Here is a 22,175-nt window from a genome sequence, read left to right as displayed (position 1 = left end):
TCCAGCCGCCTCCTACTCGTCGAGCGTCTCGCCGGTCAGCACGTGCGCATGCACGTGGAAGACCGTCTGTCCGGCGTCGAGCCCGGTGTTGAACACCAGACGGAACGAGCCGTTGTAGGCGTCCCGGGCGATGGACGCGGCCACCTCGGCGATGTGGGCCAGCTCGGCGGGATCCTTCTCGGCGAGTTCGGCCACGTTGGCGTAGTGGCGCTTGGGCACCACGAGCACGTGCACCTTGGCCTTGGGGTTGATGTCCTTGAACGCGTAGGTGGTCTCGTCCTCGTACACCTTGGCGCTCGGGATCTCACCGGCGATGATCTTGCAGAACAGGCAGTCGTTGGCTTCGTTGGCTTCGCTCATGGCGCTCCTTACCGTTGCGCTCCGGCCGGGAGACCGAAGCATCAGTTGCTATGGCTCTATGCTATTGCGTTCCGCCGCGGTTGCGCGGCATCGTCCGCTCCGCGTCGGGTTACGTTCAGGCGAATTTCCGGTGTCGGGCTCCCGTCCCTCCTCCGTGCGGGGCCGCGCTCACCACCGTCCGATCGCGCGGGAGAGCAGCGTGAGGGCCACCGGCCCCGCGGTGGCCGCGCGCAGGATGTTGCGTCCCAGCACGCACACGTGCGCGCCGGCGTCCTTGAACGCCTGCACCTCGCTCTCGGCGATGCCGCCCTCGGGGCCGACGACCACGTGGATGGTGCGTGCGCGTCCGTCCTGCAGGCACCGGTCGGCGAGCTCCGCCACCGCGCGCTCCACGCCGTCCCAGGTGTCGTTGGCGTCCTGATGCAGCACGACGACCATGTCTCCGTGCACGCAGGCGCGCCGGCAGATCGCCACGACGCCCTTGCTGGACACGTGCTCCGACAGCGCGGGCCGCCAGCTGCGCCGGGACTGCTCGGTGGCGGCGTCCAGCACCGCGCCCCACTTGCGGTCGGTCTTGCCATCCTTCCATTTGACGATGGAGCGGTCCGCCTGCCAGGGGATCACCTCGTCCACGCCGATCTGCGTGGCCGCGTCCACGGCCTCCTCGTCGCGCCCCTGCTTGGCGAGCGCCTGGACGAGGGCGAGGCGGATCACGGGTTCGGGTTCGCGCCCCACGGCCTGCACGTGCACCACGCCGGCGTCGGCGTCGTCCACCACGGCGCGGATGCGCAGCCCCCTGCCGTCGGACAGCTGCAGCGTCTCCCCCACGCCGATGCGCATGGACTGCAGCGCGTGGCGTCGCACCGCCGCGGGGAGGGTGAGCGTCCAGCCGGTGTTGAGCTCGTCAGCGCTCACCGGCACGCCGTCGGCCTCGGGATCGAAGAGAAACAGGGCATCAGTCATACCGGACACTCTAATGGAAGGGCGGAATTCCGCGGGATTCCCCAGCGACACGCCGAAAATTGCACGCCTGTGGTTTGTTGCTATAGTTACATCTCGTTGTCCACACGACACCTGCCCGGGTGGCGGAATGGTAGACGCGCTAGCTTGAGGTGCTAGTGGTTATTTTATACGACCGTACGGGTTCAAGTCCCGTCTCGGGCACAGCGAGACCCTTGGGAAACCAAGGGTCTTTTTGTATGTTCGTCTGCACGCGGCGGCACGGCCGCGACACGCCGGCGAAACGTCCCTGCGAAAGGCCGGCCATGCAGTTCATCACCATCGATTCCCTCGACGATCCGCGCGTCGGCGCCTACGTCAACCTCACCGAGATCCAGCTGCGCAACCGTCTGGAGCCCAGCAAGGGGCTGTTCATCGCCGAGTCCCCCAAGGTCATCGACCGCGCGCTGGCCGCCGGCCGCGAACCGCTGTCCCTGCTCGTGGAGGAGCCGTGGATCGAGGGCATGGCCGACGAGTTCGCGTTCATCGACGCGCACTGGGGTCACGACGTGCCGGTGTACGTGGCGAGCCCCGAGCTGCTCAGGTCGATCACCGGCTACCGGCTGCACCGCGGCGCGCTGAGCGCGATGCGCCGCTGGCCGCTGCCGAGCGTGGAGGAGGTGTGCCGGGGCGCAAGCCGCGTGGCCGTCATGGAGAACATCGTGGACCACACCAACGTGGGCGCGCTCATGCGTTCCGCCGCCGCGCTGGACGTGGACGCGGTGCTGGTCACGCCCTCGTGCGGCGACCCGCTGTACCGCCGCGCGGCGCGCGTGTCCATGGGAACGGTGTTCCAGGTGCCGTGGACCCGCATCGGCGGCGACGACCCGCACTACTGGCCGGCCGGCGGATTGGCCGAACTGAAGTCGCTCGGCTTCACGACCGTGGCCATGGCGCTCACCGACGACTCGATCTCCATGGACGAGCTGACGCGGCGACTGCGTTCGGACGCGGCGGATCCGGACCACATCGAACGGCTCGCGCTGATCTTCGGCACCGAGGGCGACGGCCTGACGCGACGGACCATCGCGGACGCGGACCTAACGGTCAAGATCCCCATGAGCCACGACGTCGACAGCCTCAACGTCGCCGCCTCCAGCGCGGTCGCCTTCTGGGCCACGCGCCGCGTCTCCTGACGTTCGCCGACGGGACGCCCTCCCCCGGGCGCGGGATCGCGACACGCCGACGCCGCGACACGTCGAACCGGTACGACACACAATGCTTCATTCGGTCAGCAATCCATGCAATGATGGGAACCGTCAGCATCGAGGTGCAAGGACGCGCGGAGATGATGATCGTGACCATACGTCGCACACGCGATGCACAACTGAAGTGAAGGAAGGTAACTGATGGCGAAGAATCCGAAAATTCTGTCCATCGTTCTGGCAGGTGGAGAAGGCACTCGCCTGATGCCGCTGACGCGCGACCGCGCCAAGCCGGCGGTGCCGTTCGGCGGCGTGTTCCGTCTGGTCGATTTTCCGCTGAGCAATCTCGTGAACTCCGGGTACCAGCACATCATCGTGCTCACCCAGTACAAGTCCCATTCCCTCGACCGTCACATCTCGCAGGTGTGGCGCTTCTCGCCGCTGCTGGGCAACTACGTGTCGCCTGTGCCGGCGCAGCAGCGTCTGGGCAAGCACTGGTACCTCGGTTCGGCCGACGCCATCTACCAGACCATCAACATCATCGAGGACGTGCAGCCGGACATCGTGGTCATCGTCGGCGCCGACCACGTCTACCGCATGGACTTCCAGCAGATGGTGCAGGCGCACATCGACTCCGGCGCCGAGTTCACCGTGGCGGGCATCCGCCAGCCGATCGCCGCCTCCAAGTCGTTCGGCGTGATCGAGGTGGATCCGCAGCATCCGAACATGATCAAGGACTTCCACGAGAAGCCCGAGCACACCACCGGTCTGCCGGACGATCCGAACTCGATCCTCGCCTCGATGGGCAACTACGTGGCCAACACGGACGCGCTGTTCGACGCGCTCGCCAAGGACGAGAAGGCGCAGGACACGAAGCACGACATGGGCGGCGACATCGCCCCGTACTTCGCGGCCCGCAACGCCGCCGGCGTCTACGACTTCACCACGAACGAGATCCCGGGCGCCACCGACAAGGACCACGCCTACTGGCGCGACGTCGGTACGATCAAGCAGTTCTACGACGCGCACATGGACCTCATCGCCTACGTGCCCGAGTTCAACCTGTACAACTCCGACTGGCCCATCTACACGATGTCCGGCAACCTGCCGCCCGCCAAGTTCGTGCACGCCGGCCGCGACCGTCTGGGCCACGCCACCGATTCGATCGTCTCCCCCGGCGTCATCGTGTCCGGCGGCGAGGTGCACCATTCGGTGCTCTCCCCGAACGTGCGCATCCACTCGTGGTCGCAGATCGTCGACTCGATCCTGTTCGATAACGTGACGATCAACCGTCGCGCCCGCGTCTACAAGGCGATTCTGGACAAGAACGTCGTGCTGACTGAGAATTCGACGGTCGGCATCGACACCGAGCACGACATCGAGCGCGGCTTCACGGTCACGCCTGACGGCATCACCGTGGTGCCGAAGGGCACGATCGTCGACGACTGACGTCCGAGGGCATGAAGAAAGCCGCTCCCCATTCGGAGGAGCGGCTTTCTTCATGCCCTGGATATCGTCGGCATCATCATGCGCCGTCCGGACGGGTGCCGGCGGCACACGTCCGCCGGACTAGCTCGCCCGTCGGCTCACTGCTGGTAGGGCATCGCGTCGAAGTTGAAGCCGAGCGCGGCGAGCTGCTCGCGGCCTTCGGGCGTGATCTTCGCCATGGTCCAGCGCGGCGTCCACGTCCAGTCGATGCGGAACTCCTCCACCAGACCGGCCAGCACGCTGGCGCACTCGTCCTCGATGAGGTCGGTGAGCGGGCAGGCGGGCGTGGTGAGCGTCATCGTGATGATGGCGCGGCCCAGATCGTCGATCTCGATGCCGTACACCAGACCCAGATCGATGACGTCGATGCCGAGCTCCGGGTCGATGACCTGATGCAGCGCCTCCTTGACGTCCTGCGCGGTGGCGCGGCCGATGTCATCGACGGCCTTGAGCGGGATGTCGGGATCCGATTCCTCGCCCTGGCAGCCGCAGGCGCCGGCCCCGTGTCCGCCGCAGCCGCAGTCGTCGGCGCCGTGCCCGGATTCGTTCTTGTGCTCGGTCTCGGGGGCGGGACGTCCTCCGGGGAATCCTGCCGCGAGGGCCGGGTTGGCCATCACGCGGCGCGAGGCCTCCTCATCCTTGAGTACGCCGTTGACGGCGTCGAACACGGACGGCGTCGGCTCTGGTACGAGATTGTCATTCATGGTCAGCTCCACTTGCTTGCGATTGCGCTTGGTTCGAGGATACAACGGGCGGGGCGTCTCGCCACGCGTGCTTCGCCGCGGGCGTCACGCTCCCTGCTTGGCGGCCAGCGCCTTGGCCACGGAGTCGCGCATGCCCTCCCAGCCGAGCAGCGCGCACTTGATGCGCATCGGGTACTTGGAGACGCCCTGGAACACCACGGCGTCGCCGAGACGTTCCTCCTTGGCCTCGTCGCCCAGTCCGTTGCCGCGGGACTCCATGAGCTCGTGGAAGTCGCGGAACAGCTCCATGGCCTCGTCCACGGTCCGACCGTCCACCAGGTCCACCATCACGGACAGGCTGGCCTGCGAGATGGAGCAGCCGTGGCCGTCCCACACGAGACGCCTGATGACGTGCGGCTCGTCGTCGGAGACCTCCACGTGCACGGTCGCCTCGTCGCCGCACGTGGGGTTGAACTGGTGCGATTCGCCGGGAGTGCAGTACTCATGCGTGGCGCGGACCGCCGTCTCCCCCGCCGCGGATCCCTCCACGGCGGCGTCGGGCGCGAAATGCTCCCTGCCGTGTGGGTCGCGGGCGGCCTCCAGGATGACCTCCTGGTACATCTGCTCGAGGTCGTCGCCGCTCATGCCGAAATCGCTCATCGTTCTCCTCAATGCTGTGCGAATGCCGCCTATGCGAATGCCGGTGCAGACCGGCGCGTGTGCGCAACCATCATGCCGCATCCCCGTGACGCGGGGACGAACGCCCTCGTGTCACGGGGATGCGATGCGCGGATGTGCGCGCTATTCATGCGCTGTGCTGCGTGTGCCGAGCGTCTACAGCCCGAAGAACGGACGCACGCCTCTGGCCGCCTCAAGCAGCGCCTGCGCGTCCTCGACGGTGTTATACACGCCGGTGGAGGCGCGGTTGGACGCGTACAGGCCGAAGTGGCGGTGCACCGGCTGCGCGCAGTGGTGTCCGACGCGGATGGCGATGCCCTGCGCGTCGATGTACTGGCCCACGTCGTGCGGGTGCACGCCGTCGACGTCGAACGCGACGGTGCCGATGCGGTCCACGTTCTCGCGGGGGCCCAGAATGCGGAATCCGTCGATGTCGCCGAGCTTGAGCAGTTCGGCGGCGATGGTGCGCTCATGCGCTTCGACGTTCTCCATGCCGATGCCGCGCAGCCAGTCCGCGGCGACGCCGGCGGCCACGACCTGCGCGACCGGCTGCGTGCCCGCTTCGAAGCGCTCGGGCGGAGCCATGTACTGGGCGGGCTGGTCCATCCACGCCAGCTCCACCATGGAGCCGCCGAAGCTTGCCGGAGGCAGCGCCTCCAGCAGCTCGCGCCTGCCGTACAGGAAGCCCACGCCGGTGGGGCCGTACATCTTGTGCGCGCTCCATGCGGCGAAGTCCACGTCGAGCGCGTGGAAGTCGATCTTGAGGTGCGGCACGGACTGGCAGGCGTCGAGCACGAACACGGCGCCGACCTCGTGGGTGCGGCGGATGATGGGCGCGATGTCGGTGATGGCGCCGGTGACGTTCGCCACGTGGCACACGGCCACGACCTTGGTGCGCTCGGTGATGACCTCGCCGGCGTCCTCGGCGCGCACGCGGCCGTCGGGCGTCAGGTCGAACCACTTGAGCGTGGCGCCCGTGCGGGCGGCAAGCTCCTGGAACGGCAGCAGCACGGAATGGTGCTCGGCCTTGGACACGACGATCTCGTCGCCCGGCTTGAGCGCGAAGCGCTGCGCCGCCGCTCCCCCGCGTCCGAGCGACGCGTTGCCGAACGCGGTGGCGAGGAGGTTGAGGCCTGCGGTGGCGCCGCCGGTGACGACAATCTCCTCCTGGCCTTCCTGCCAGTCGGCGCCCACGAGCCTGGCGACCTTGGCGCGCGCCTGCTCGAACGCCTCCGTGGCGCGCGCGGCGAGCTCGTGCGCGCCGCGGTGCACGCCGGCGTTGATGGTGCGGTAGTACTCGGATTCCGCATCGATCACGCACTGCGGCTTCTGCGACGTGGCCGCGGAGTCGAGGTACACCAGCGGATGCCCGTGCACCTGCTGGTCCAGAATCGGGAACTGCGCCCGAATCGCATCAAAATCCACCATTGCTATCCCCTTACCTAGTGTGGCCCTCCATTTGGCGCTTCACCCGACCCTCGGAGCGCGCCATCGACATGTCATGGAGCCGTGGATCGGCGCATTCGATGCGCGACCGTAGGCTTGGCCGAGCGGCCTTGAGCGTGTCGCGCATCGAATGCGCCGATCCACGGCGGAAATCACATCATGCCAGCGCAGACTCCGAGTCGGACCCTTCCGGCAGGTACTGGTCGTACCCGTTCTCCTCCAGCTCGTCCGCCAGCTCCGGGCCGCCGGTCTTGACGAAGTGGCCGTCGGCGAACACGTGCACGATGTCGGGCTTGATGTACTTGAGGATGCGCGTGTAGTGCGTGACCATGAGGATGCCGAAGTCGTTGGCTTCCTTGGCGCGGTTGACGCCTTCGGACACGATGCGCAGCGCGTCGACGTCAAGGCCGGAGTCGGTTTCGTCGAGGATCGCGAACTTGGGCTTGAGCAGCTCCAGCTGGAGCACTTCGGCGCGCTTCTTCTCGCCGCCGGAGAAGCCTTCGTTGACGGAACGGGTGGCGAACTTCGGGTCCATCTTGAGGCGCTTCATCGCCTCGGTGAGCTCCTTGGTCCAGGTGCGGATGGACGGCGCCTTGCCGTCGACCTCGGTCTTGGCGGTCCTGAGGAAGTTCGTCATGGACACGCCGGGCACTTCCACCGGGTACTGCATGGCGAGGAACAGGCCTTCCTTGGCGCGCTCGTCGGGCGTCTGGTTGAGGATGTTCACGCCGTCGAGCAGCACTTCGCCGCCGTCGACCACGTATTTGGGGTGTCCGGCCAGCGTGTAGGCCAGCGTGGACTTGCCGGAGCCGTTGGGCCCCATGATCGCGTGGGTTTCGCCGGAGTGGACCGTGAGGTTCACGCCCTTGAGGATCTCCTTGATGCCGTCCTTCGTTTCGACGTGGGCGCGCAGATCCTTGATTTCGAGAGTTGCCATTGTTGTTTGCTCCTACCGCTTTTCCGTTTACTTGTCTTCGAGGACCTGTGCCATGGCGTCGCTTTCTCCGCGGGCCAGACGACGGTCGATGACGGTCATGAGGTGCTCCGAGATGGCCGGGATGCCGATCTCCTCGACGAGCTCGCCGAAGAATCCGCGCACCACGAGCTTGCGGGCCTCGGTTTCGGGGATGCCGCGCGATTCGAGGTAGAACAGCTCCTCGTCGTCGAAGCGGCCGACCGACGACGCGTGGCCGGCGCCGATGATGTTGCCGTTCTCGATCTCGAGGTTCGGCTCGGAGTCGGCGATCGCACCGGGCGTGAGCACCAGATTGCGGTTGAGCTCGTAGGAATCGGTACCGGGGGCCGTCGGCTCGATGAGCGCGTTGCCCACCCACGTGGAGTGCGCGCCCTTGCCGTCGAGCGCGCCCTTGTAGACGACGCGGGACTTGCAGTCGGGGTGGTTGTGCACCACCATCGTACGATGCTCGATGTGCTCGCCGGGATCGACGAAGTAGATGCCGAGCATGTTGAGGTCGCCCTGCTCGCCGCCGAAGTCCTGATCCATGCGCAGGCGCACGACGTCGCCGCCGAGCGTCACCACGGAGTGGCGCAGGGACGCGCCCTCTCCCACGTGGATGCGCTGGCCGCCCACATGCTTGGCGTCCTTGTTCCATTCCTGGATGAACGTGGCGGACAGGTGCGCGTCCCTGCCGGTCGTGATCTCGACGCCTTCGGCGAGGCGCGCGGAGCCGTCATGCTCCACGACCACGTCGGCGTGCGTCTTGTCGGCGGCGGCGATGACCAGATGCAGCGAGTCGAGGTCGAGCCCGTTGCCATGCACCCTGACGAGCACCGGCTGGGCGATCTCGCCGTCCAGTTCGATGACGGTCGCCTCGTCGCCGGAGTTCCATTCGACGGCGGAGATGCGGTCGCTGGGCTTGGAGACGGTGCCGGACGGCGCCTCGCCCTTGCGCACGCGCCTGACCGTGACGCCTTCCGCGGGCGCGGAGCCGTCGATCATGGTGACGCTCACCTGCGTCTCGCCGCTCGGCGCGAACGGCTCGAGGAATTCCTCGATGCGCTCCAGCGGCGTGTAGCGCCAGTCGTCCTGCCGGCGCGTCGGCTGCGGGAACGCGTCCACGTCGAACGAGCGCGGCGCGCGGTCGGCCGACGACGGCATGGCCGCCGGGACGGCGTACGGGTCGTTCGGATCCGCGACGGGAATGTTGAGTTCTGCTGCTTGCACCATGGGAATCAGCCCACCGATCCTTCCATCTGCAGTTCGACCAAACGGTTCAGCTCGAGCGCGTATTCCATCGGTAGCTCGCGCGAAATCGGCTCCACGAAGCCGCGCACGATCATGCCCATGGCCTCCTCCTCGGTCAGCCCTCGGCTCATGAGGTAGAACAGCTGGTCCTCGCTCACCTTCGACACCGTGGCCTCGTGCGCCATCGAGACGTCGTCCTCGCGCACGTCCACATGGGGGTACGTGTCGGAACGGGAGTAGTCGTCCACGAGCAGCGCGTCGCACACCGTGGAGTTGGACGAGCCGTAGGCGCCCTTGACGATCTTGACCAGTCCGCGGTAGGCGGAGCGGCCGCCGCCGCGGGAGATCGACTTGGCGACGATCGTGGAGCTGGTGTGCGGGGCGAGATGGATCATCTTGGCGCCGGTGTCCTGGTACTGGCCCTTGCCGGCGAAGCCGAGCGACATGGTGCTGGCCTTCGCGTACGGCTCGGCGAGGATGCAGGCCGGGTACTTCATCGTGGCCTTGGAGCCGATGTTGCCGTCGACCCATTCCATCGTGCCGCCCTCGCGCACGTAGGCGCGCTGGGTGACGAGGTTGTACACGTTGTTCGACCAGTTCTGCACGGTCGTGTAGCGCACGCGGGCGTGCTTCTCGACGATGATCTCGACGATGGCCGCGTGCAGCGAGTCGGTCGAGTAGATCGGGGCGGTGCAGCCCTCCACGTAGTGCACGTAGGAGCCTTCGTCGGCGATGATGAGCGTGCGCTCGAACTGGCCCATGTTCGGCGTGTTGATGCGGAAGTAGGCCTGCAGCGGGATGTCCACGTGCACACCCTTCGGCACGTAGACGAACGAGCCGCCGGACCATGCGGCGGTGTTGAGCGCGCCGAACTTGTTGTCCTCGGGGCTCACCACGGTGCCGAAGTACTTGCGCACCAGATCGGGGTATTCGCGCACCGCGGTGTCGGTGTCCACGAAGATCACGCCCTGCTTGGCGAGGTCCTCCTGGATGGAGTTGTAGATGACCTCGGACTCGTACTGCGCGGCGACGCCGGAGACGAGGCGCTTCTTCTCCGCTTCGGGGATGCCCAGCTTGTCGTACGTCTTGCGGATGTCGTCGGGCAGCTCGTCCCAGCTCTTGGCCTGCTTGTCCACCGGCTTGACGTAGTACTTGAAGTCGTCGGCGTTGAATCCGGTGAGGTCCACGCCCCACTCCGGCATCGGCTTGTCCAGGAAGGCCCTGTAGCCGCGCAGACGCATGTCGAGCATCCACTGCGGCTCGCCCTTGTCGGCGCTGATGGCACGCACGACGTTCTCGTCGATGCCCTTCTTCGCGGCCTCGCCGGCGGCGTCGGAATCATGCCAGCCGTAGTTGTAGTCGCCGAACTGCTGGATGATCTCGTCATCCTTCTTGATCTTGTCCTCGTTGACGCGGGAACGGTCAGCCACATACTGACTCATCTCCACGTCGGACGCGGCGACGGCGTTCGTTTCGTCACTCACCTACGCTTGCCTCCTAAATCCTCTTGGGGAAGTCCTACGCAAACCTAACAGAACCCACGGCCCGACTCCAGCCGTCATACCACGAATCGCCGGGGGCGTAGCGCCGGGTGTGGGAAAGATTACAAAAGCCCCCTCCGCGCCGGTGGGGGCGGCGGAAGGGGCTTCGCTGCGTTCACGCTGCGTTCACACCGCGGTCATGCCGCGGGTCTCACGCTGCCGACCGACCGGACGGCCTCAGCGGGCGGCCTGATGGTCCAGCGCGGCCTTGACCAGTCCGGCGAACAGCGGATGCGGCTTGGTCGGGCGGGACTTGAACTCCGGGTGCGCCTGCGTGCCCACGTAGAACGGGTGCACGTCCTGCGGCAGCTCGACGAACTCGGTGAGCTCGCCGTCCGGGCTCTGGCCGGAGATGCGCAGTCCGGCCTCGCGCAGACGGTCCTTGTAGGCCACGTTGACCTCGTAGCGGTGGCGGTGGCGCTCGGTGACGTGCGTGGTGCCGTACAGCTCGGCGACCAGCGAGCCCTCCTCCAGCTCGGCCGGGTAGGAGCCGAGGCGCATGGTGTGGCCCATGTCGCCCTTGCCGGCGACGATGTCCTTCTGCTCCTCCATGGTGGCGATGACCGGGTTGGCGCAGTCCGGTTCGAACTCGGAGGAGTTCGCGTCCTCGAGGCCCAGCACGTGGCGCGAGTACTCGATGACCATGGACTGCAGGCCCAGGCACAGACCCAGCGCCGGCAGCTTGTTCTCGCGGGCGAACTTGAGCGCGCCGATCTTGCCGTCGATGCCGCGGATGCCGAAGCCGCCGGGGATCACGATGCCGTCGACGTTGTCGAGCGCCGCGGCCGCGCCTTCGGTGGTCTCGCACTTGTCGGCCGCGACCCACTTGACGTTGACCTTCGCCCAGTTGGCGAAGCCGCCGGCCTTGATGGCCTCGGTGACGGACAGGTACGCGTCCGGCAGGTCGATGTACTTGCCGACGATGGCGATGTTGACCTCATGCTTGGGGTGGTGGACGCGCTCGAGCAGGTCCGCCCACTCGTCCCAGTCGACGTCGTGGAACGGCAGGCCCAGCTCGCGCACCACGTAGGCGTCGAGACCCTCGTTGAACAGGATCTTCGGCACGTCGTAGATGCTCGGGGCGTCCACGCAGTTGACCACGCCTTCCTCGTCCACGTCGCACATCAGGGAGATCTTGTCCTTGATGGCCTTGTTGAGCGGACGGTCGGAGCGCAGCACCAGCGCGTCCGGCGTGATGCCCAGCTGGCGCAGCATCATCACGGAGTGCTGGGTGGGCTTGGTCTTGAGCTCGTGCGCGGCGGAGATGTACGGCACCAGCGAGACGTGCACGAACATGCAGTTCTCGCTGCCCAGGTCGCGGCGCACCTCGCGCGCGGCCTCCAGGAACGGCTGGGATTCGATGTCGCCCACCGTACCGCCGATCTCGGTGATGATCACGTCCACGTCGTCGGACGCCTGGGCGCGCATGCGGGACTTGATCTCGTTGGTGATGTGCGGGATGACCTGCACGCACTGGCCGAGGTACTCGCCGGCGCGCTCCTTGCGCAGCACGGACTGGTAGATCTGGCCGGTGGTGACGTTCGCCTTCTGGGACAGGAAGACGTCGAGGAATCGCTCGTAGTGGCCGATGTCCAGATCGGTCTCGGCGCCGTCCTCGGTCACGTAGACCTCGCCGTGCTGGAACGGGTTCATGGTGCCCGGGTCGACGTTGATGTAGGGATCCAGCTTCTGCTGGAGGACGTGGATGCCGCGGCTGCGCAGCAGGCGTCCGAGAGAGGAGGCCGTCAGTCCCTTGCCCAGGGAGGACACGACGCCGCCGGTGACGAAAATGTGCTTGGTGACGTGCTCTTGCGAATTGCCATGTTGTCTTGCCATGGAACTTCAGCCTATCATCCGCGCATGACGTGGCGTGTTCCGCCGGGCGCCGTCCTCCGCGGCGGGGACGGGGGCGCCATGGGTTCGTCCGGGACGGCCGGGGTTATTCACATTCCGCGGCGCGACTCGCCCGAAGACCGCTCCATGCGGCCACATTCGACCACATGACCGCCGCGGACTGGCGGCTCGCGGGGCGCGACGGCTATCGTGCGGCCATGAGACGGAATCGACGCATCGAGGAACTGCTGGACGCCGCGCAGCGCGAGCGACGCTGCGCGTTCGCACGGTCTTCGGCGGATCAGAGCGCATTGTCGCTGCGCGTGTCGAAGGATGTGCTGATCCGTCCGTTCCGCGGCCTGTACTCCCGCAGAGAATACTGGAGCGGGCTCACGCCGGCCGACAGAACGCTGCACATGGCGAGATCCCTGTCCCTGGTCCATCCCGATTGGACGTTCGCCGGCATAACCGCGGCAGCGATTCATGGCTTCGAGCATTCCTTCCGTCTGCACGACGGGACCGTCTGCATCGCAAGTCCCCGCGGCGGCCAACGGAGCGATCATGCACGTCTGCGGCGCATCTACATGTCGCGCGTGTCCCCGATGACGGTCGAGGGGGTGCGCGTCACCGATCCCCTGCGCACGCTCGTCGACTGCGCCAACGCATACCCGTTCGGAGACGTCCTCGCGATGTTCGATTCGGCGATGAGACGCGGCATCCCCGTTGGAGACGTACTGCCGTTGTGTCGGGAGCTGCGCATGGACACCGGCAACGTCGCCCCTCTATGCGCACATGCCGATGGACTCGCCGAGAACGGCGGGGAATCGGCGGTTCGCGCGCTGATGATCGTGAACGGCTTCGTCACGCCGCAATTGCAGCGCCGGTTCGGCAACCCGCTGAATCCGGAATGTCCGTATCGCGTCGACTTCGCCTGGACGAGGACGGACGGCACCATCGCCGTGGCCGAATTCGACGGCATGGACAAATACGTGACGCCTCAGGGAAGATCCCGGGGAAACATACGCGCCGCCGTATTCGCGGAACGGCGTCGGGAGGACCATCTGCGGGAACAGGGCGTGACGGTCATCGTACGTCTGGAATTCGAGGACATTCTGTATCCGGAGAGGCTGGTGCGCAAGCTCATGGATGCCGGGGTACCGAGGATCCGATGAGCGCGTACGGTTTCACCGGCCAAGAGACGTCTCGACGGTGAAACCGTATGAACTCATACGGTTTCACCGGTCAACCGGCGCCACGGCGGTGAAACCGTATGGGCACGTACGAAAACACCGGCTGGGAAGGCCCAAGCCGGTGAGATCGTACGAGGACGGGGCGGCCTGACCGTCCGCGCGGCTACTCGGCGACGATGTGCGCCACGGCCTCCAACGCGAGCTTGTAGCCGTAGAAGCCCATGCCCGTGATGGTACCGGTGGCGACGGGGCTGATGACCGACCGCTTGCGGAACTCGTCGCGCGCGGACGGATTGGAGATGTGCACCTCGATGAGCGGCAGCCCGGCGTCTCCCACCATGTGCGCGGCGTCGGCCAGCGCATACGAATAGTGGGTGAACGCGGCGGGGTTCATGACGACCGGCGTCTTCTCGTCAGCGGCCCGGTGCATCCAGCGCACCATCTCGGCCTCGTCGTCGGTCTGGCGCACCTCGACGTCCAGACCGAGCGCCGCGCCCCATTCGGCGCACAGCGTGCGCAGCGTCTCCAGGTCCTGACGCCCGTAGACGTCGGGCTGGCGCACGCCGAGCCGTCCCAGGTTCGGTCCGTTGACCACGATGACCTTGGTCATATGCGAAAACTCCTTGCTCCCTGCGCTCCCTGCGCTTGGCTGTTCTCCTGTTACTTGCTACTTGCCGTCCGGACGCTGAATGCGACGGAACGCCTCCTCGACGGCATCCGCCGGCGGGTCGTCCAGATGGACGGGGTGCCCGATGCCGTCGAGCACGACGAAGCGCAGCGTGTTGCCGCGCGCCTTCTTGTCGCGGTGCATGAGCGCGAGCACGTCCTCGAACGAACCGCCGTTCCACGAGATCGGCAGGCCGAGGGACGACAGCAGCGAACGGTGGTAGTCCACCAGTTCCCGGTCGATGTGTCCCGTCAGCTGCGCCAGCTCGGCGGCGTACACCATGCCGACCGCCACCGCGTTGCCGTGCCGCCAGCGGAAGTGCTCGAGCTTCTCGATCGCGTGGCCGAGCGTGTGTCCGTAGTTGAGGAACTCCCGCAGGCCCGACTCCTTGAGGTCGGCGGACACGTGGTACGCCTTGACGCTCACCGTGCGTTCGATGAGCTGCGCGACGATGTCCTCCAGATCCCCGCCGTCCCCGGAGGCGAAGGAGTCGCCGTCGAACGACTTGAGCTCGGCGGCGTGCGCCTCGAGGATGCTCAGGATGGCCTGGTCCCTGATGAAGCCGGACTTGGCCACCTCGCCCAGCCCTTCGACGAAGATGTCGTTGGGCAGCGTGCCGAGGGTCTTGAGGTCGGCGAGCACGCCCGCAGGCGTGTAGAACGAACCAACGAGGTTCTTGCCCTGCGGCGTGTTGATGCCGGTCTTGCCGCCGGTGGAGGCGTCCACCATGGCGAGCAGCGAGGTGGGGCAGTTGACGTAGCGGATGCCGCGCATCCACGTGGCCGCCACGAATCCCGCGAGATCGGTGGCCGCTCCCCCGCCCAGGCCGACCACGGCGTCGGAGCGCGTGAACCCCTCGTCGCCCAGCCGCTGCCAGATCCCGTTGGCGACCTCGATGGTCTTGCCGCGTTCGGCGTCCGGGATGACGATGTCGGACACGGCGTACCCGGCCTGGCGCAGCAGCGTGCGCGCGCGGTCGGAGTGGCGCTGCACCGTCGTGGTGTGGATGAGCGCCACGCGCACCGGCTTGCTTCCCAGCACCTCGCCGAGATGGTTCATGGCGCCCTCGCCGATGACGACGTCGTACGGGTCGGCGCCGCCCACGTGGACGCGGTGTTCGTTGATCATATCCACCAGCTTTCGTGCGGCCCCCGTAGGAGTGAAGCCATGCGTGGCGACGCGGTCGGTGGCCAGCGCGGCGAAGACCGGGTCGCGCTTGACGAACAGGGACCTCCAGCGCTCGTCGGAGTCCCCGGCGAGCATCGGACGTCCGCCGGCGCGGCGCGCGCGCTCCATGGCCTCGTCCGGGTCGGCCTCGAGGTAGATGACCTTGCCGCCCTGTTCGATGTAGCGTTCGAGCGCGGCGTGCGTGGCCTCGAACATGGGGGCTCCACCACCCAGCGCCAGCACGCCGGTGAAGGCGCCCAGCAGGTCGTCGATGACGCGGTGCTCGACGTCGCGGAACGCGGCCTCGCCGTGCTGCTCGAAGTACTGCGGGATGCGCATGCCGACCTGATGCTCGATCTCGATGTCGGAATCGGCGAACGGCAGGTCGAGCATCGTGGCCGCCTCCTTGCCCACGCGCGTCTTGCCGGCGCCGGGCATGCCGATGATGACGGCGACCGGACGGATGCCGAGGTTGCGGACGTCTCCCATCGCGCTCACCTCAGGTGCTCGGGCCACGACGCGACGTAGCTCTCGGCGTTGCGCTTCGTCTCGGTCACGGAGTCGCCGCCGAACTTCTCCAGCGCGAACTGCGCGAGCGTCAGACGCATCATCGCCTCGCCCACCACGGCGGCGGCGGGCACGGCGGTCGCGTCGGAGCGCTGGTTGATGGCCGTGGAGGCCTCGCCGGTGAGCACGTCGACGGTCCTCAGGGCGCGCGGCAGCGAGGAGATGGGCTTCATGGCGGCACGCACGCGGATCGGCTGGCCGTTGGACATGGAGCCTTCGAGGCCGCCCGCGCGGTTCGACAGGCGCGAGATGCGGCCGTCGGCGTTGACCACGATCTCGTCGTGGGCCTGGGAGCCGGGACGTGAGGCCTCCAGGAAGCCGTCGCCGATCTCCACGCCCTTGATGGCCTGGATGCTCATGAACGCCGCGGCCAGCGCCGCGTCGAGGCGACGGTCGGACTCGACGTAGGTGCCGAGGCCCGCCGGCACGCCGTATGCGATGACCTCGATGACGCCGCCGAGCGTGTCGCCCGCGGCCTTGGCCTCGTCGATGCGCTCCATCATGCGCGCCTCCGCGGTCTTGTCCAGCGTGCGCACCGGAGAGGCGTCCAGCGCCTCCAGATCGTCCGGGGTGGGCAGCGGCGCGTCCTCGTCCACGCCCACGCCGCCGATGGAGATGACGTGCGCGACCGTGCGCACGCCGAGCGTCTGCTCGAGGAAGTTCTTGGCGACGGCGCCGAGGGCCACGCGCGACGCGGTCTCTCGCGCGCTCGAACGTTCGAGGATCGGGCGCGCGTCGGTGAAGCCGTACTTGCGCATGCCGGTCAGGTCGGCGTGGCCCGGGCGCGGACGGCTCAGCGGCGCGTTGCGGCCTTCGGCGGGCAGCTCGTGGTCGAGCGGATCGGCGCTCATGACCTCGGTCCACTTGGGCCATTCGGTGTTGGCGATCTCGATGGCGATCGGCGAGCCGAGCGTCACGCCGTGGCGCACGCCGGTGAGCATGCGCACCTTGTCCTGCTCGAACTTCATGCGTGCGCCACGGCCGTATCCGAGTCGGCGGCGGGCCAGCGCGTCGACGATCTCCTGCGTGGTGATGTGCAGGCCGGCCGGCACTCCCTCGATCATGGCCACCAACGCTTCTCCGTGGGATTCCCCGGCGGTCTGCCAGCGCAACATCCGAACTCCTCTCATCGTTTCTGGACAACTTCGGTCTATCCTAGCGTCATGTTCTACGTTGCGCTGCTGCCCGGTCTGCTATGTGGAGCGGCCGTTTCGGTCGTCGACGTGCGCGAACGCCGCGTGCCGCGCGCATGGGTCGCGGCCGGGTACGTCGCCCAGCTCGTCGCGCTCCTCGTCTGGTGCGTGGCGGCGAACCAGCTGTTCACGGCGCTGACCGCCGTGGTGATCTCGCTGGGCGCCGCGGTGCTGCAGCTGCTGCTGGGGCTGATCCGCCCTGGCTCGCTCGGGTTCGGCGACGTGACGATCACGCTGGTGGTCGGGCTGGCCGTAGGCGCGGCCGGATGGTTCGCCGTGCTCTACTGGTGGCTGGCGATGGGGGCGCTGGGGCTGGCGGCGATCGGCGTCGGCGCAAGGACGGGGCACGACGACGTGCCGTTCGCCCCCGTGATCACCGCGGCGGGCGTGCTGGGCGTGGCGCTGGCCGCGCTGATGTGACACAAGCCGCGCTCCGGGACGACCGGGACGACCGGGACGGACACCGCAGACGCCAAGGACACAGACGGAGAATATGGATATGGCAGGGCCCGCGGTCACGAGGATCGCGGGCCCTGCGGGTCCGACTGACGGCGGCCGGATCCGCCTCCGTCAGTTGGCGGACGGGTTCGACGTCTTGTATTCCTGCACGTACTGCTGGAACTGCGCGGTCTGCTCGGCGAGGGTTCCCGTGGTGAACTTGGTCTCGCCGGTGGAGAGGTTCGTGGTCACGAAGAACAGCCAGTCGCCCGCCTCCGGATTCATGGCGGCCTGGATGGCGTTGTCGCCGGGGTTGCTGATGGGCGTGGGCGGCAGGCCCCTGTTGATGCGCGTGTTGTAGGCGTTGGAGGCGTCGGAGAGCTGCGCGTTGGTGAGCTGGTCGGCCTTGATGCCCAGTCCGTACGCCACCGTGGTGTCCATGCCGAGCGGCATGTTCTGCGCCAGACGGTTCTCGATGACGCGGGAGACCTTGCCGTAGTACTCGGCCTTGTTGACCTCCGCCTCGGCGATCGACGCGATGATCACGGTGCGCTGGCGGTCGGCTCCGGCTGGCACGCCGAGGCTGTCGAGCTTGGCGATGCGCTTGTCGACCATCGCCTTGACGATGTCCTGCGCGGACTTGTTCCTGACGGCGTAGCGGCCGGGCTCGAACCAGCCCTCGAAGTGGCCGCCGGCCTCGTCGGGAAGGATGCCCGCGCCTCCCGAATTGATGACGGCGTCGAAATCGGACTGCGCGAGTCCGGAGAGCTGCACGGCGCTGGCGATGACCTCGGACACGCGTTCGCCGGACCGCACCTCGAGGTATCCGCCCACCTTGGACGGGTCCGAGAGCACGGTGACCACGTCCGACGCCTTCATCCTGAGCTGCAGCTCGAAGGTGCCCGGGTACAGCACCGGATTGCCGGCGTTGGCCACGGCCTGGGTGAACGCGCCGGCGGTCTTGACGATGCCGGCGTCGGCCAGACCCTGGGCGATCTTGGCGCTGCCCTGCCCCTCCTCGACGGTGAACGTGACGCTGCCCTCGCCGGGGCCCGCGTAGTCCGAGGACACCGACGAACCGTTCTGCCCGAACAGGCCGGAGAGTCCCTTCGCCTTGTCGTAGACGAACCATCCGCACGTCGCCGCCATGGCCAGGACGACGAGGACGACGACGAGCCTGACGAGGCCGCGACGGCGGGCGATCGTGCGGCGGCGGCGCATCTCCTTGCGCGACTTCGGGGGCGCGGGAGGCATGGCGGTCGCATGGGTTTCCCCGCCCTGTCCCTCCCAATGGGAGTGTTCGGCGAAGAAATCCTGAAGATCGTCAGCCAAGCTCTGCTCCTTCGTTCGATGCGTATCGGGCGTCCGCCGCACGGCGATCCAGTGCCGCCTGGAGGATGTTGACGGCGGACTGCTGGTCCACCTTCGGACGATGACCCCGACTGGAGATGCGTGCATCGGACAACTGGCGATGCGCGCTGACCGTCGTCAGACGTTCGTCGATCAACGACACTTCGGGGATCGACGTATCAACGAATCTAGCCGCTGCGTCGTCCGATTGCAAACGTTTGACGAGATTCGCCGCCCAGCGGCGGGCCTTCTTGGCGCTTTTGCCTTCGGTCCCGTCCATGAGCAGCGGAAGCCCCACGAACACGCGGGCGACCCGCTCCTCCTCGATGACGTCGATGACGTCGTCGAGGGCATGGAACGAGTCGCCGTATACCTGCACGTTGCCGATGGGGTGGGCGAAGGTGAGCTCGGGGTCGGACAGCGCGAGTCCGACCCTGGCATCACCGAGATCGACGCCGAGCCATACAGCCGCCACGAGGCGATCAGCCCTTCTGCGCCTCGTTGGCGAGGGCCGCCAGCGCCTCGTCGATCTTCGAGGCGTCCTGGCCGCCGCCCTGGGCGAAGTCCGGCTTGCCGCCGCCACCGCCGCCGAGGATCTTGGAGGCGCCGCGCACGAGGTCGCCGGCCTTGATGCCGGCCTTGCGCGCGGCCTCGTTGGTGGCCACCACGACGAGCGGCTTGTTCTCCTCGGTCACGCCGGCCAGCGCCACCACCACGGGGGCGTCCTCGCCGAGCTGGGCGCGCGTGTCGGTCACGGCCTTCTTGAGCGCGTCGAAGGAACCGAAGTTGCCCACGTTGCGCGCGGCCACCTTGACGGCCGCGGCGGAGGCCTTGGCGCCCTCCACGATCTGCGGCACCACGGCGGCGAGCTGGCCGGCGTAGAGCGCGTTGAGCTTCTGGTCGGACTCCTTGAGCTTGGCGAGCAGCGTGGTGATGCGGTCGGCCAGCTCGTCGGGGCGGGCGTTGACCATGTCGGACAGCTGCGAGACGAGCGCGTGCTCGCGGGCGTTGAACTCGTAGGCGCCCTGGCCCACCACGGCGTCGACGCGGCGCACGCCGGAGCCGATGGAGGCCTCGGACATGATGTTGATCGCGCCGATCTTGCCGACGTGGTCGACGTGCGTGCCGCCGCACAGCTCGCGGCTCCAGCCGTCCTCGCCGATGGAGACGACGCGCACGACGTCGCCGTACTTCTCGCCGAACAGGTGCATGGCGCCGAGGGCGATGGCGTCGTCGAACTTCATCTCCTTGGTGGTGACGACGAGGTTGTCGCGCAGACGGTCGTTGACGCGCGCCTCGACGGCGTTCATCGCGGCCTGGCTGGGGGCGCTGGACCACTGGAAGTCGAAGCGCAGACGATTCGGGGCGTCCTCGGAGCCGCGCTGGGTGGCCTGCGGGCCCAGCTCCTCGCGCAGCGCCTTGTGCACCATGTGCGTGGCGGTGTGCGACCGGGCGATGGCGCCGCGACGGGCGAGATCGATGCTGGCGTTGACCTCCGCGCCCACGACGAGCGTGCCCTCGGTCAGACGGCACTGGTGGACGATGAGGCCCTTGATGGGCTTCTGCACGTCGTCGACCTCGAGCACCGCGCCGTCGTCGGACAGGATCTCGCCCTGATCGGCGAGCTGGCCGCCGGCCTCGGCGTAGAACGGGGTGCGGTCGAGGATGACCTCGATGCTGGCGGGGCCGGTCACGGCGGAGACGGAGCCCTTGCCCTCCTGCATGATGCCGATCACGCGGGCGCGGGCGGACATGTCGGTGTAGCCCAGGAAGTCGATCGGTGCGGCGAGCGTCTTCTTGAAGTCGTCGTAGACGGACAGGTCCACGTTGTGGCGCTTCTTGAGCGCATCCTGACGGGCGCGGCTCTTCTGCTCGTTCATGAGCTCGCGGAACTTGGCCTCGTCCACCTTGACGCCCTGCTCCTCGGCCATCTCGAGCGTCAGCTCGATCGGGAAGCCGTAGGTGTCGTGCAGCTTGAAGGCGTCGTCGCCGGAGACGACCGCGTCGGAGCCGGACTCCTTGGCCTTCCTCACGGCCACGTCGAGGATGTCGATGCCGGCGCTCAGGGTGCGGCGGAACGCGTCCTCCTCGCCGTAGGCGGACTCGGAGACCTCATGGAACGTGTCGTTGAGCTCCGGGTAGCTGGCGACCATGGCCTCCTTGGAGGTCGGGAAGAGGGTGGGCAGCACGGCGTCCTCGACGCCGAGCACGCGCATGGCCTCGATGGTGCGGCGCAGCAGGCGGCGCAGCACGTAGCCGCGGCCGTTGTTGGACGGGCGCACGCCGTCGGACATGATCATCAGGGCGGAGCGCACGTGGTCGGCGACCACGCGGAACTTGACGTCCATGGCCTCGTCCTCGCCGTACTTGCGGCCGGACAGGCGCTCGGCGGCCTCGATGACCGGGTAGACCTCGTCGGTCTCGTAGATGTTGCCCTTGCCCTGCATGAGGTAGGCGAGGCGCTCCAGGCCGGCGCCGGTGTCGATGTTCTTGTGCTCGAGCTCGCCGACGATGTGCAGGTCGGTCTTGGACTTGACGTTGTCGACCTCGTAGTTCTCGAACACGAGGTCCCAGATCTCGATGTAGCGGTTCTCGTCGGCGATCGGGCCGCCCTCGCGGCCGAACGCGGGGCCGCGGTCCACGTAGATCTCGGAGCAGGGGCCGCCGGGGCCAGGACCGCCGGTGGTCCAGAAGTTGTCCTCCATGCCCATGATCTGGATGTGCTCGGGGTCGACGCCCTCGTTCTTCCACATCGAACGGGCTTCCTCGTCGTCGGTGAACGTGGTCATCCACAGCTTCTCCGGATCGAAGCCGTAGCCGCCCTGGTCCTGCGGGGTGGTGAGCAGCTCGTAGGCGAAGTGGATGGCCTCCTCCTTGAAGTAGTCGCCGAAGGAGAAGTTGCCGAGCATCTGGAAGAAGGTGCCGTGGCGGGTGGTCTTGCCCACCTCGTCGATGTCCAGGGTGCGCACGCACTTCTGGTTGGACGCCATGCGGTGCTTCGGCGGGGTCTGCTCGCCCATGAGGTACGGGATGAACGGCACCATGCCGGCGATGGTGAACAGCGTGGTCGGGTTCGGCGAGATCAGCGACGCGGAGGGCACGACGAGATGGTCGTGCTTCGCGAAGTAGTCGAGGTATCGCCTGGCGATTTCGGACGTACGCAAGGTAGTTGGGCTCCTTGATTGGTTGTTGGTTTCTTCACTTGAAGTCTGCTGCGTGCACGG

19 protein-coding genes and 1 tRNA gene are annotated in these 22,175 nt (G+C 67.4%); 5 read left to right on the top strand and 15 right to left on the bottom strand.

The annotated features are described in order from the left end of the window. Positions 1-12: 12 nt before the first annotated feature. Complete coding sequence (locus tag G1C96_RS01040; protein WP_169274790.1) at positions 13-360, bottom strand: histidine triad nucleotide-binding protein; 348 nt, start codon at positions 358-360, stop codon at positions 13-15. 168 nt (positions 361-528) lie between these two features. Then, positions 529-1,323 (bottom strand): 16S rRNA (uracil(1498)-N(3))-methyltransferase, encoded by a 795-nt coding sequence (locus tag G1C96_RS01035; RefSeq protein WP_169274789.1) that lies wholly within the window; start codon positions 1,321-1,323, stop codon positions 529-531. Between the two features lie 113 nt (positions 1,324-1,436). Between G1C96_RS01035 and G1C96_RS01030 the strand changes: the two genes are divergently transcribed. The 3 genes from G1C96_RS01030 (at position 1,437) to glgC (ending at position 3,953) form a co-directional block, all read left to right on the top strand. Further along, a tRNA-Leu gene (locus G1C96_RS01030) sits at positions 1,437-1,524 on the top strand. Between the two features lie 101 nt (positions 1,525-1,625). Further along, on the top strand, positions 1,626-2,495 hold the full coding sequence (locus tag G1C96_RS01025) for a TrmH family RNA methyltransferase (RefSeq protein WP_169274788.1): 870 nt from the start codon (positions 1,626-1,628) through the stop codon (positions 2,493-2,495). A 213-nt stretch (positions 2,496-2,708) separates the two neighbouring features. After that, positions 2,709-3,953 carry a glucose-1-phosphate adenylyltransferase gene (gene glgC, locus G1C96_RS01020; protein WP_169274787.1) on the top strand — a complete coding sequence of 415 codons (1,245 nt, stop codon included), beginning with the start codon at positions 2,709-2,711 and terminating at the stop codon, positions 3,951-3,953. Positions 3,954-4,090: 137 nt separating this feature from the next. On the opposite strand, the gene G1C96_RS01015 is transcribed toward glgC, so the two are convergent. The 7 genes from G1C96_RS01015 to G1C96_RS00985 all read right to left on the bottom strand — a co-directional run bounded on the left by G1C96_RS01015 (position 4,091) and on the right by G1C96_RS00985 (position 12,382). After that, a complete protein-coding gene (locus G1C96_RS01015) occupies positions 4,091-4,696 on the bottom strand; it encodes a metal-sulfur cluster assembly factor (protein ID WP_169274786.1) in 606 nt (201 codons plus the stop codon). Positions 4,697-4,780: 84 nt separating this feature from the next. Beyond that, the gene (gene sufU, locus G1C96_RS01010; protein WP_169274785.1) at positions 4,781-5,335 is read right to left on the bottom strand and encodes a Fe-S cluster assembly sulfur transfer protein SufU; all 555 of its coding nucleotides are present in this window, start codon (positions 5,333-5,335) and stop codon (positions 4,781-4,783) included. A 174-nt stretch (positions 5,336-5,509) separates the two neighbouring features. Next, positions 5,510-6,781 carry a SufS family cysteine desulfurase gene (locus tag G1C96_RS01005; RefSeq protein WP_169274784.1) on the bottom strand — a complete coding sequence of 424 codons (1,272 nt, stop codon included), beginning with the start codon at positions 6,779-6,781 and terminating at the stop codon, positions 5,510-5,512. Positions 6,782-6,956: 175 nt separating this feature from the next. Beyond that, entirely contained in the window at positions 6,957-7,736 is a 780-nt protein-coding gene (gene sufC, locus G1C96_RS01000) for a Fe-S cluster assembly ATPase SufC (protein ID WP_169274783.1), read from the bottom strand. A gap of 27 nt (positions 7,737-7,763) precedes the next feature. Beyond that, positions 7,764-8,987 carry a Fe-S cluster assembly protein SufD gene (gene sufD / locus G1C96_RS00995; RefSeq protein ID WP_169274782.1) on the bottom strand — a complete coding sequence of 408 codons (1,224 nt, stop codon included), beginning with the start codon at positions 8,985-8,987 and terminating at the stop codon, positions 7,764-7,766. 5 nt (positions 8,988-8,992) lie between these two features. Beyond that, the gene (gene sufB, locus G1C96_RS00990; protein WP_169275210.1) at positions 8,993-10,447 is read right to left on the bottom strand and encodes a Fe-S cluster assembly protein SufB; all 1,455 of its coding nucleotides are present in this window, start codon (positions 10,445-10,447) and stop codon (positions 8,993-8,995) included. 276 nt (positions 10,448-10,723) lie between these two features. Continuing rightward, the gene (locus G1C96_RS00985) at positions 10,724-12,382 is read right to left on the bottom strand and encodes a CTP synthase (RefSeq protein WP_169274781.1); all 1,659 of its coding nucleotides are present in this window, start codon (positions 12,380-12,382) and stop codon (positions 10,724-10,726) included. Between the two features lie 164 nt (positions 12,383-12,546). On the opposite strand from G1C96_RS00985, the gene G1C96_RS00980 reads away from it, so the two are divergent. Further along, positions 12,547-13,551, top strand: coding sequence for a hypothetical protein (locus G1C96_RS00980; protein WP_169274780.1), 1,005 nt, complete (start codon positions 12,547-12,549; stop codon positions 13,549-13,551). Between the two features lie 181 nt (positions 13,552-13,732). Here the strand turns inward: G1C96_RS00980 and aroQ are convergent, their stop codons facing one another. The 3 genes from aroQ to aroC are packed head-to-tail and all read right to left on the bottom strand — an operon-like array spanning position 13,733 to position 17,085. After that, positions 13,733-14,179, bottom strand: a complete 447-nt coding sequence (aroQ, locus tag G1C96_RS00975; protein WP_169274779.1) for a type II 3-dehydroquinate dehydratase — start codon at positions 14,177-14,179, stop codon at positions 13,733-13,735. A 57-nt stretch (positions 14,180-14,236) separates the two neighbouring features. Then, complete coding sequence (locus G1C96_RS00970; protein ID WP_169274778.1) at positions 14,237-15,892, bottom strand: bifunctional shikimate kinase/3-dehydroquinate synthase; 1,656 nt, start codon at positions 15,890-15,892, stop codon at positions 14,237-14,239. 5 nt (positions 15,893-15,897) lie between these two features. Next, positions 15,898-17,085 (bottom strand): chorismate synthase, encoded by a 1,188-nt coding sequence (aroC, locus tag G1C96_RS00965; protein WP_169274777.1) that lies wholly within the window; start codon positions 17,083-17,085, stop codon positions 15,898-15,900. A 48-nt stretch (positions 17,086-17,133) separates the two neighbouring features. Between aroC and G1C96_RS00960 the strand changes: the two genes are divergently transcribed. Then, positions 17,134-17,583, top strand: a complete 450-nt coding sequence (locus G1C96_RS00960; protein ID WP_169274776.1) for a peptidase A24 — start codon at positions 17,134-17,136, stop codon at positions 17,581-17,583. 150 nt (positions 17,584-17,733) lie between these two features. On the opposite strand, the gene mltG is transcribed toward G1C96_RS00960, so the two are convergent. The 3 genes from mltG to alaS are packed head-to-tail and all read right to left on the bottom strand — an operon-like array spanning position 17,734 to position 22,115. Further along, the gene (gene mltG / locus G1C96_RS00955) at positions 17,734-18,933 is read right to left on the bottom strand and encodes an endolytic transglycosylase MltG (RefSeq protein ID WP_169274775.1); all 1,200 of its coding nucleotides are present in this window, start codon (positions 18,931-18,933) and stop codon (positions 17,734-17,736) included. Beyond that, complete coding sequence (ruvX, locus tag G1C96_RS00950) at positions 18,926-19,426, bottom strand: Holliday junction resolvase RuvX (RefSeq protein ID WP_169274774.1); 501 nt, start codon at positions 19,424-19,426, stop codon at positions 18,926-18,928. The genes mltG and ruvX overlap by 8 nt, the downstream gene beginning before the upstream one ends. Before the next feature lie 7 nt (positions 19,427-19,433). Beyond that, complete coding sequence (alaS, locus tag G1C96_RS00945) at positions 19,434-22,115, bottom strand: alanine--tRNA ligase (RefSeq protein ID WP_169274773.1); 2,682 nt, start codon at positions 22,113-22,115, stop codon at positions 19,434-19,436. Positions 22,116-22,175: the final 60 nt, after the last annotated feature.

Source organism: Bifidobacterium moraviense, from assembly GCF_012932365.1.
In the GTDB taxonomy this organism is placed as follows: domain Bacteria; phylum Actinomycetota; class Actinomycetes; order Actinomycetales; family Bifidobacteriaceae; genus Bifidobacterium; species Bifidobacterium moraviense.
This window is presented reverse-complemented; position numbering and strand designations above follow the sequence as displayed.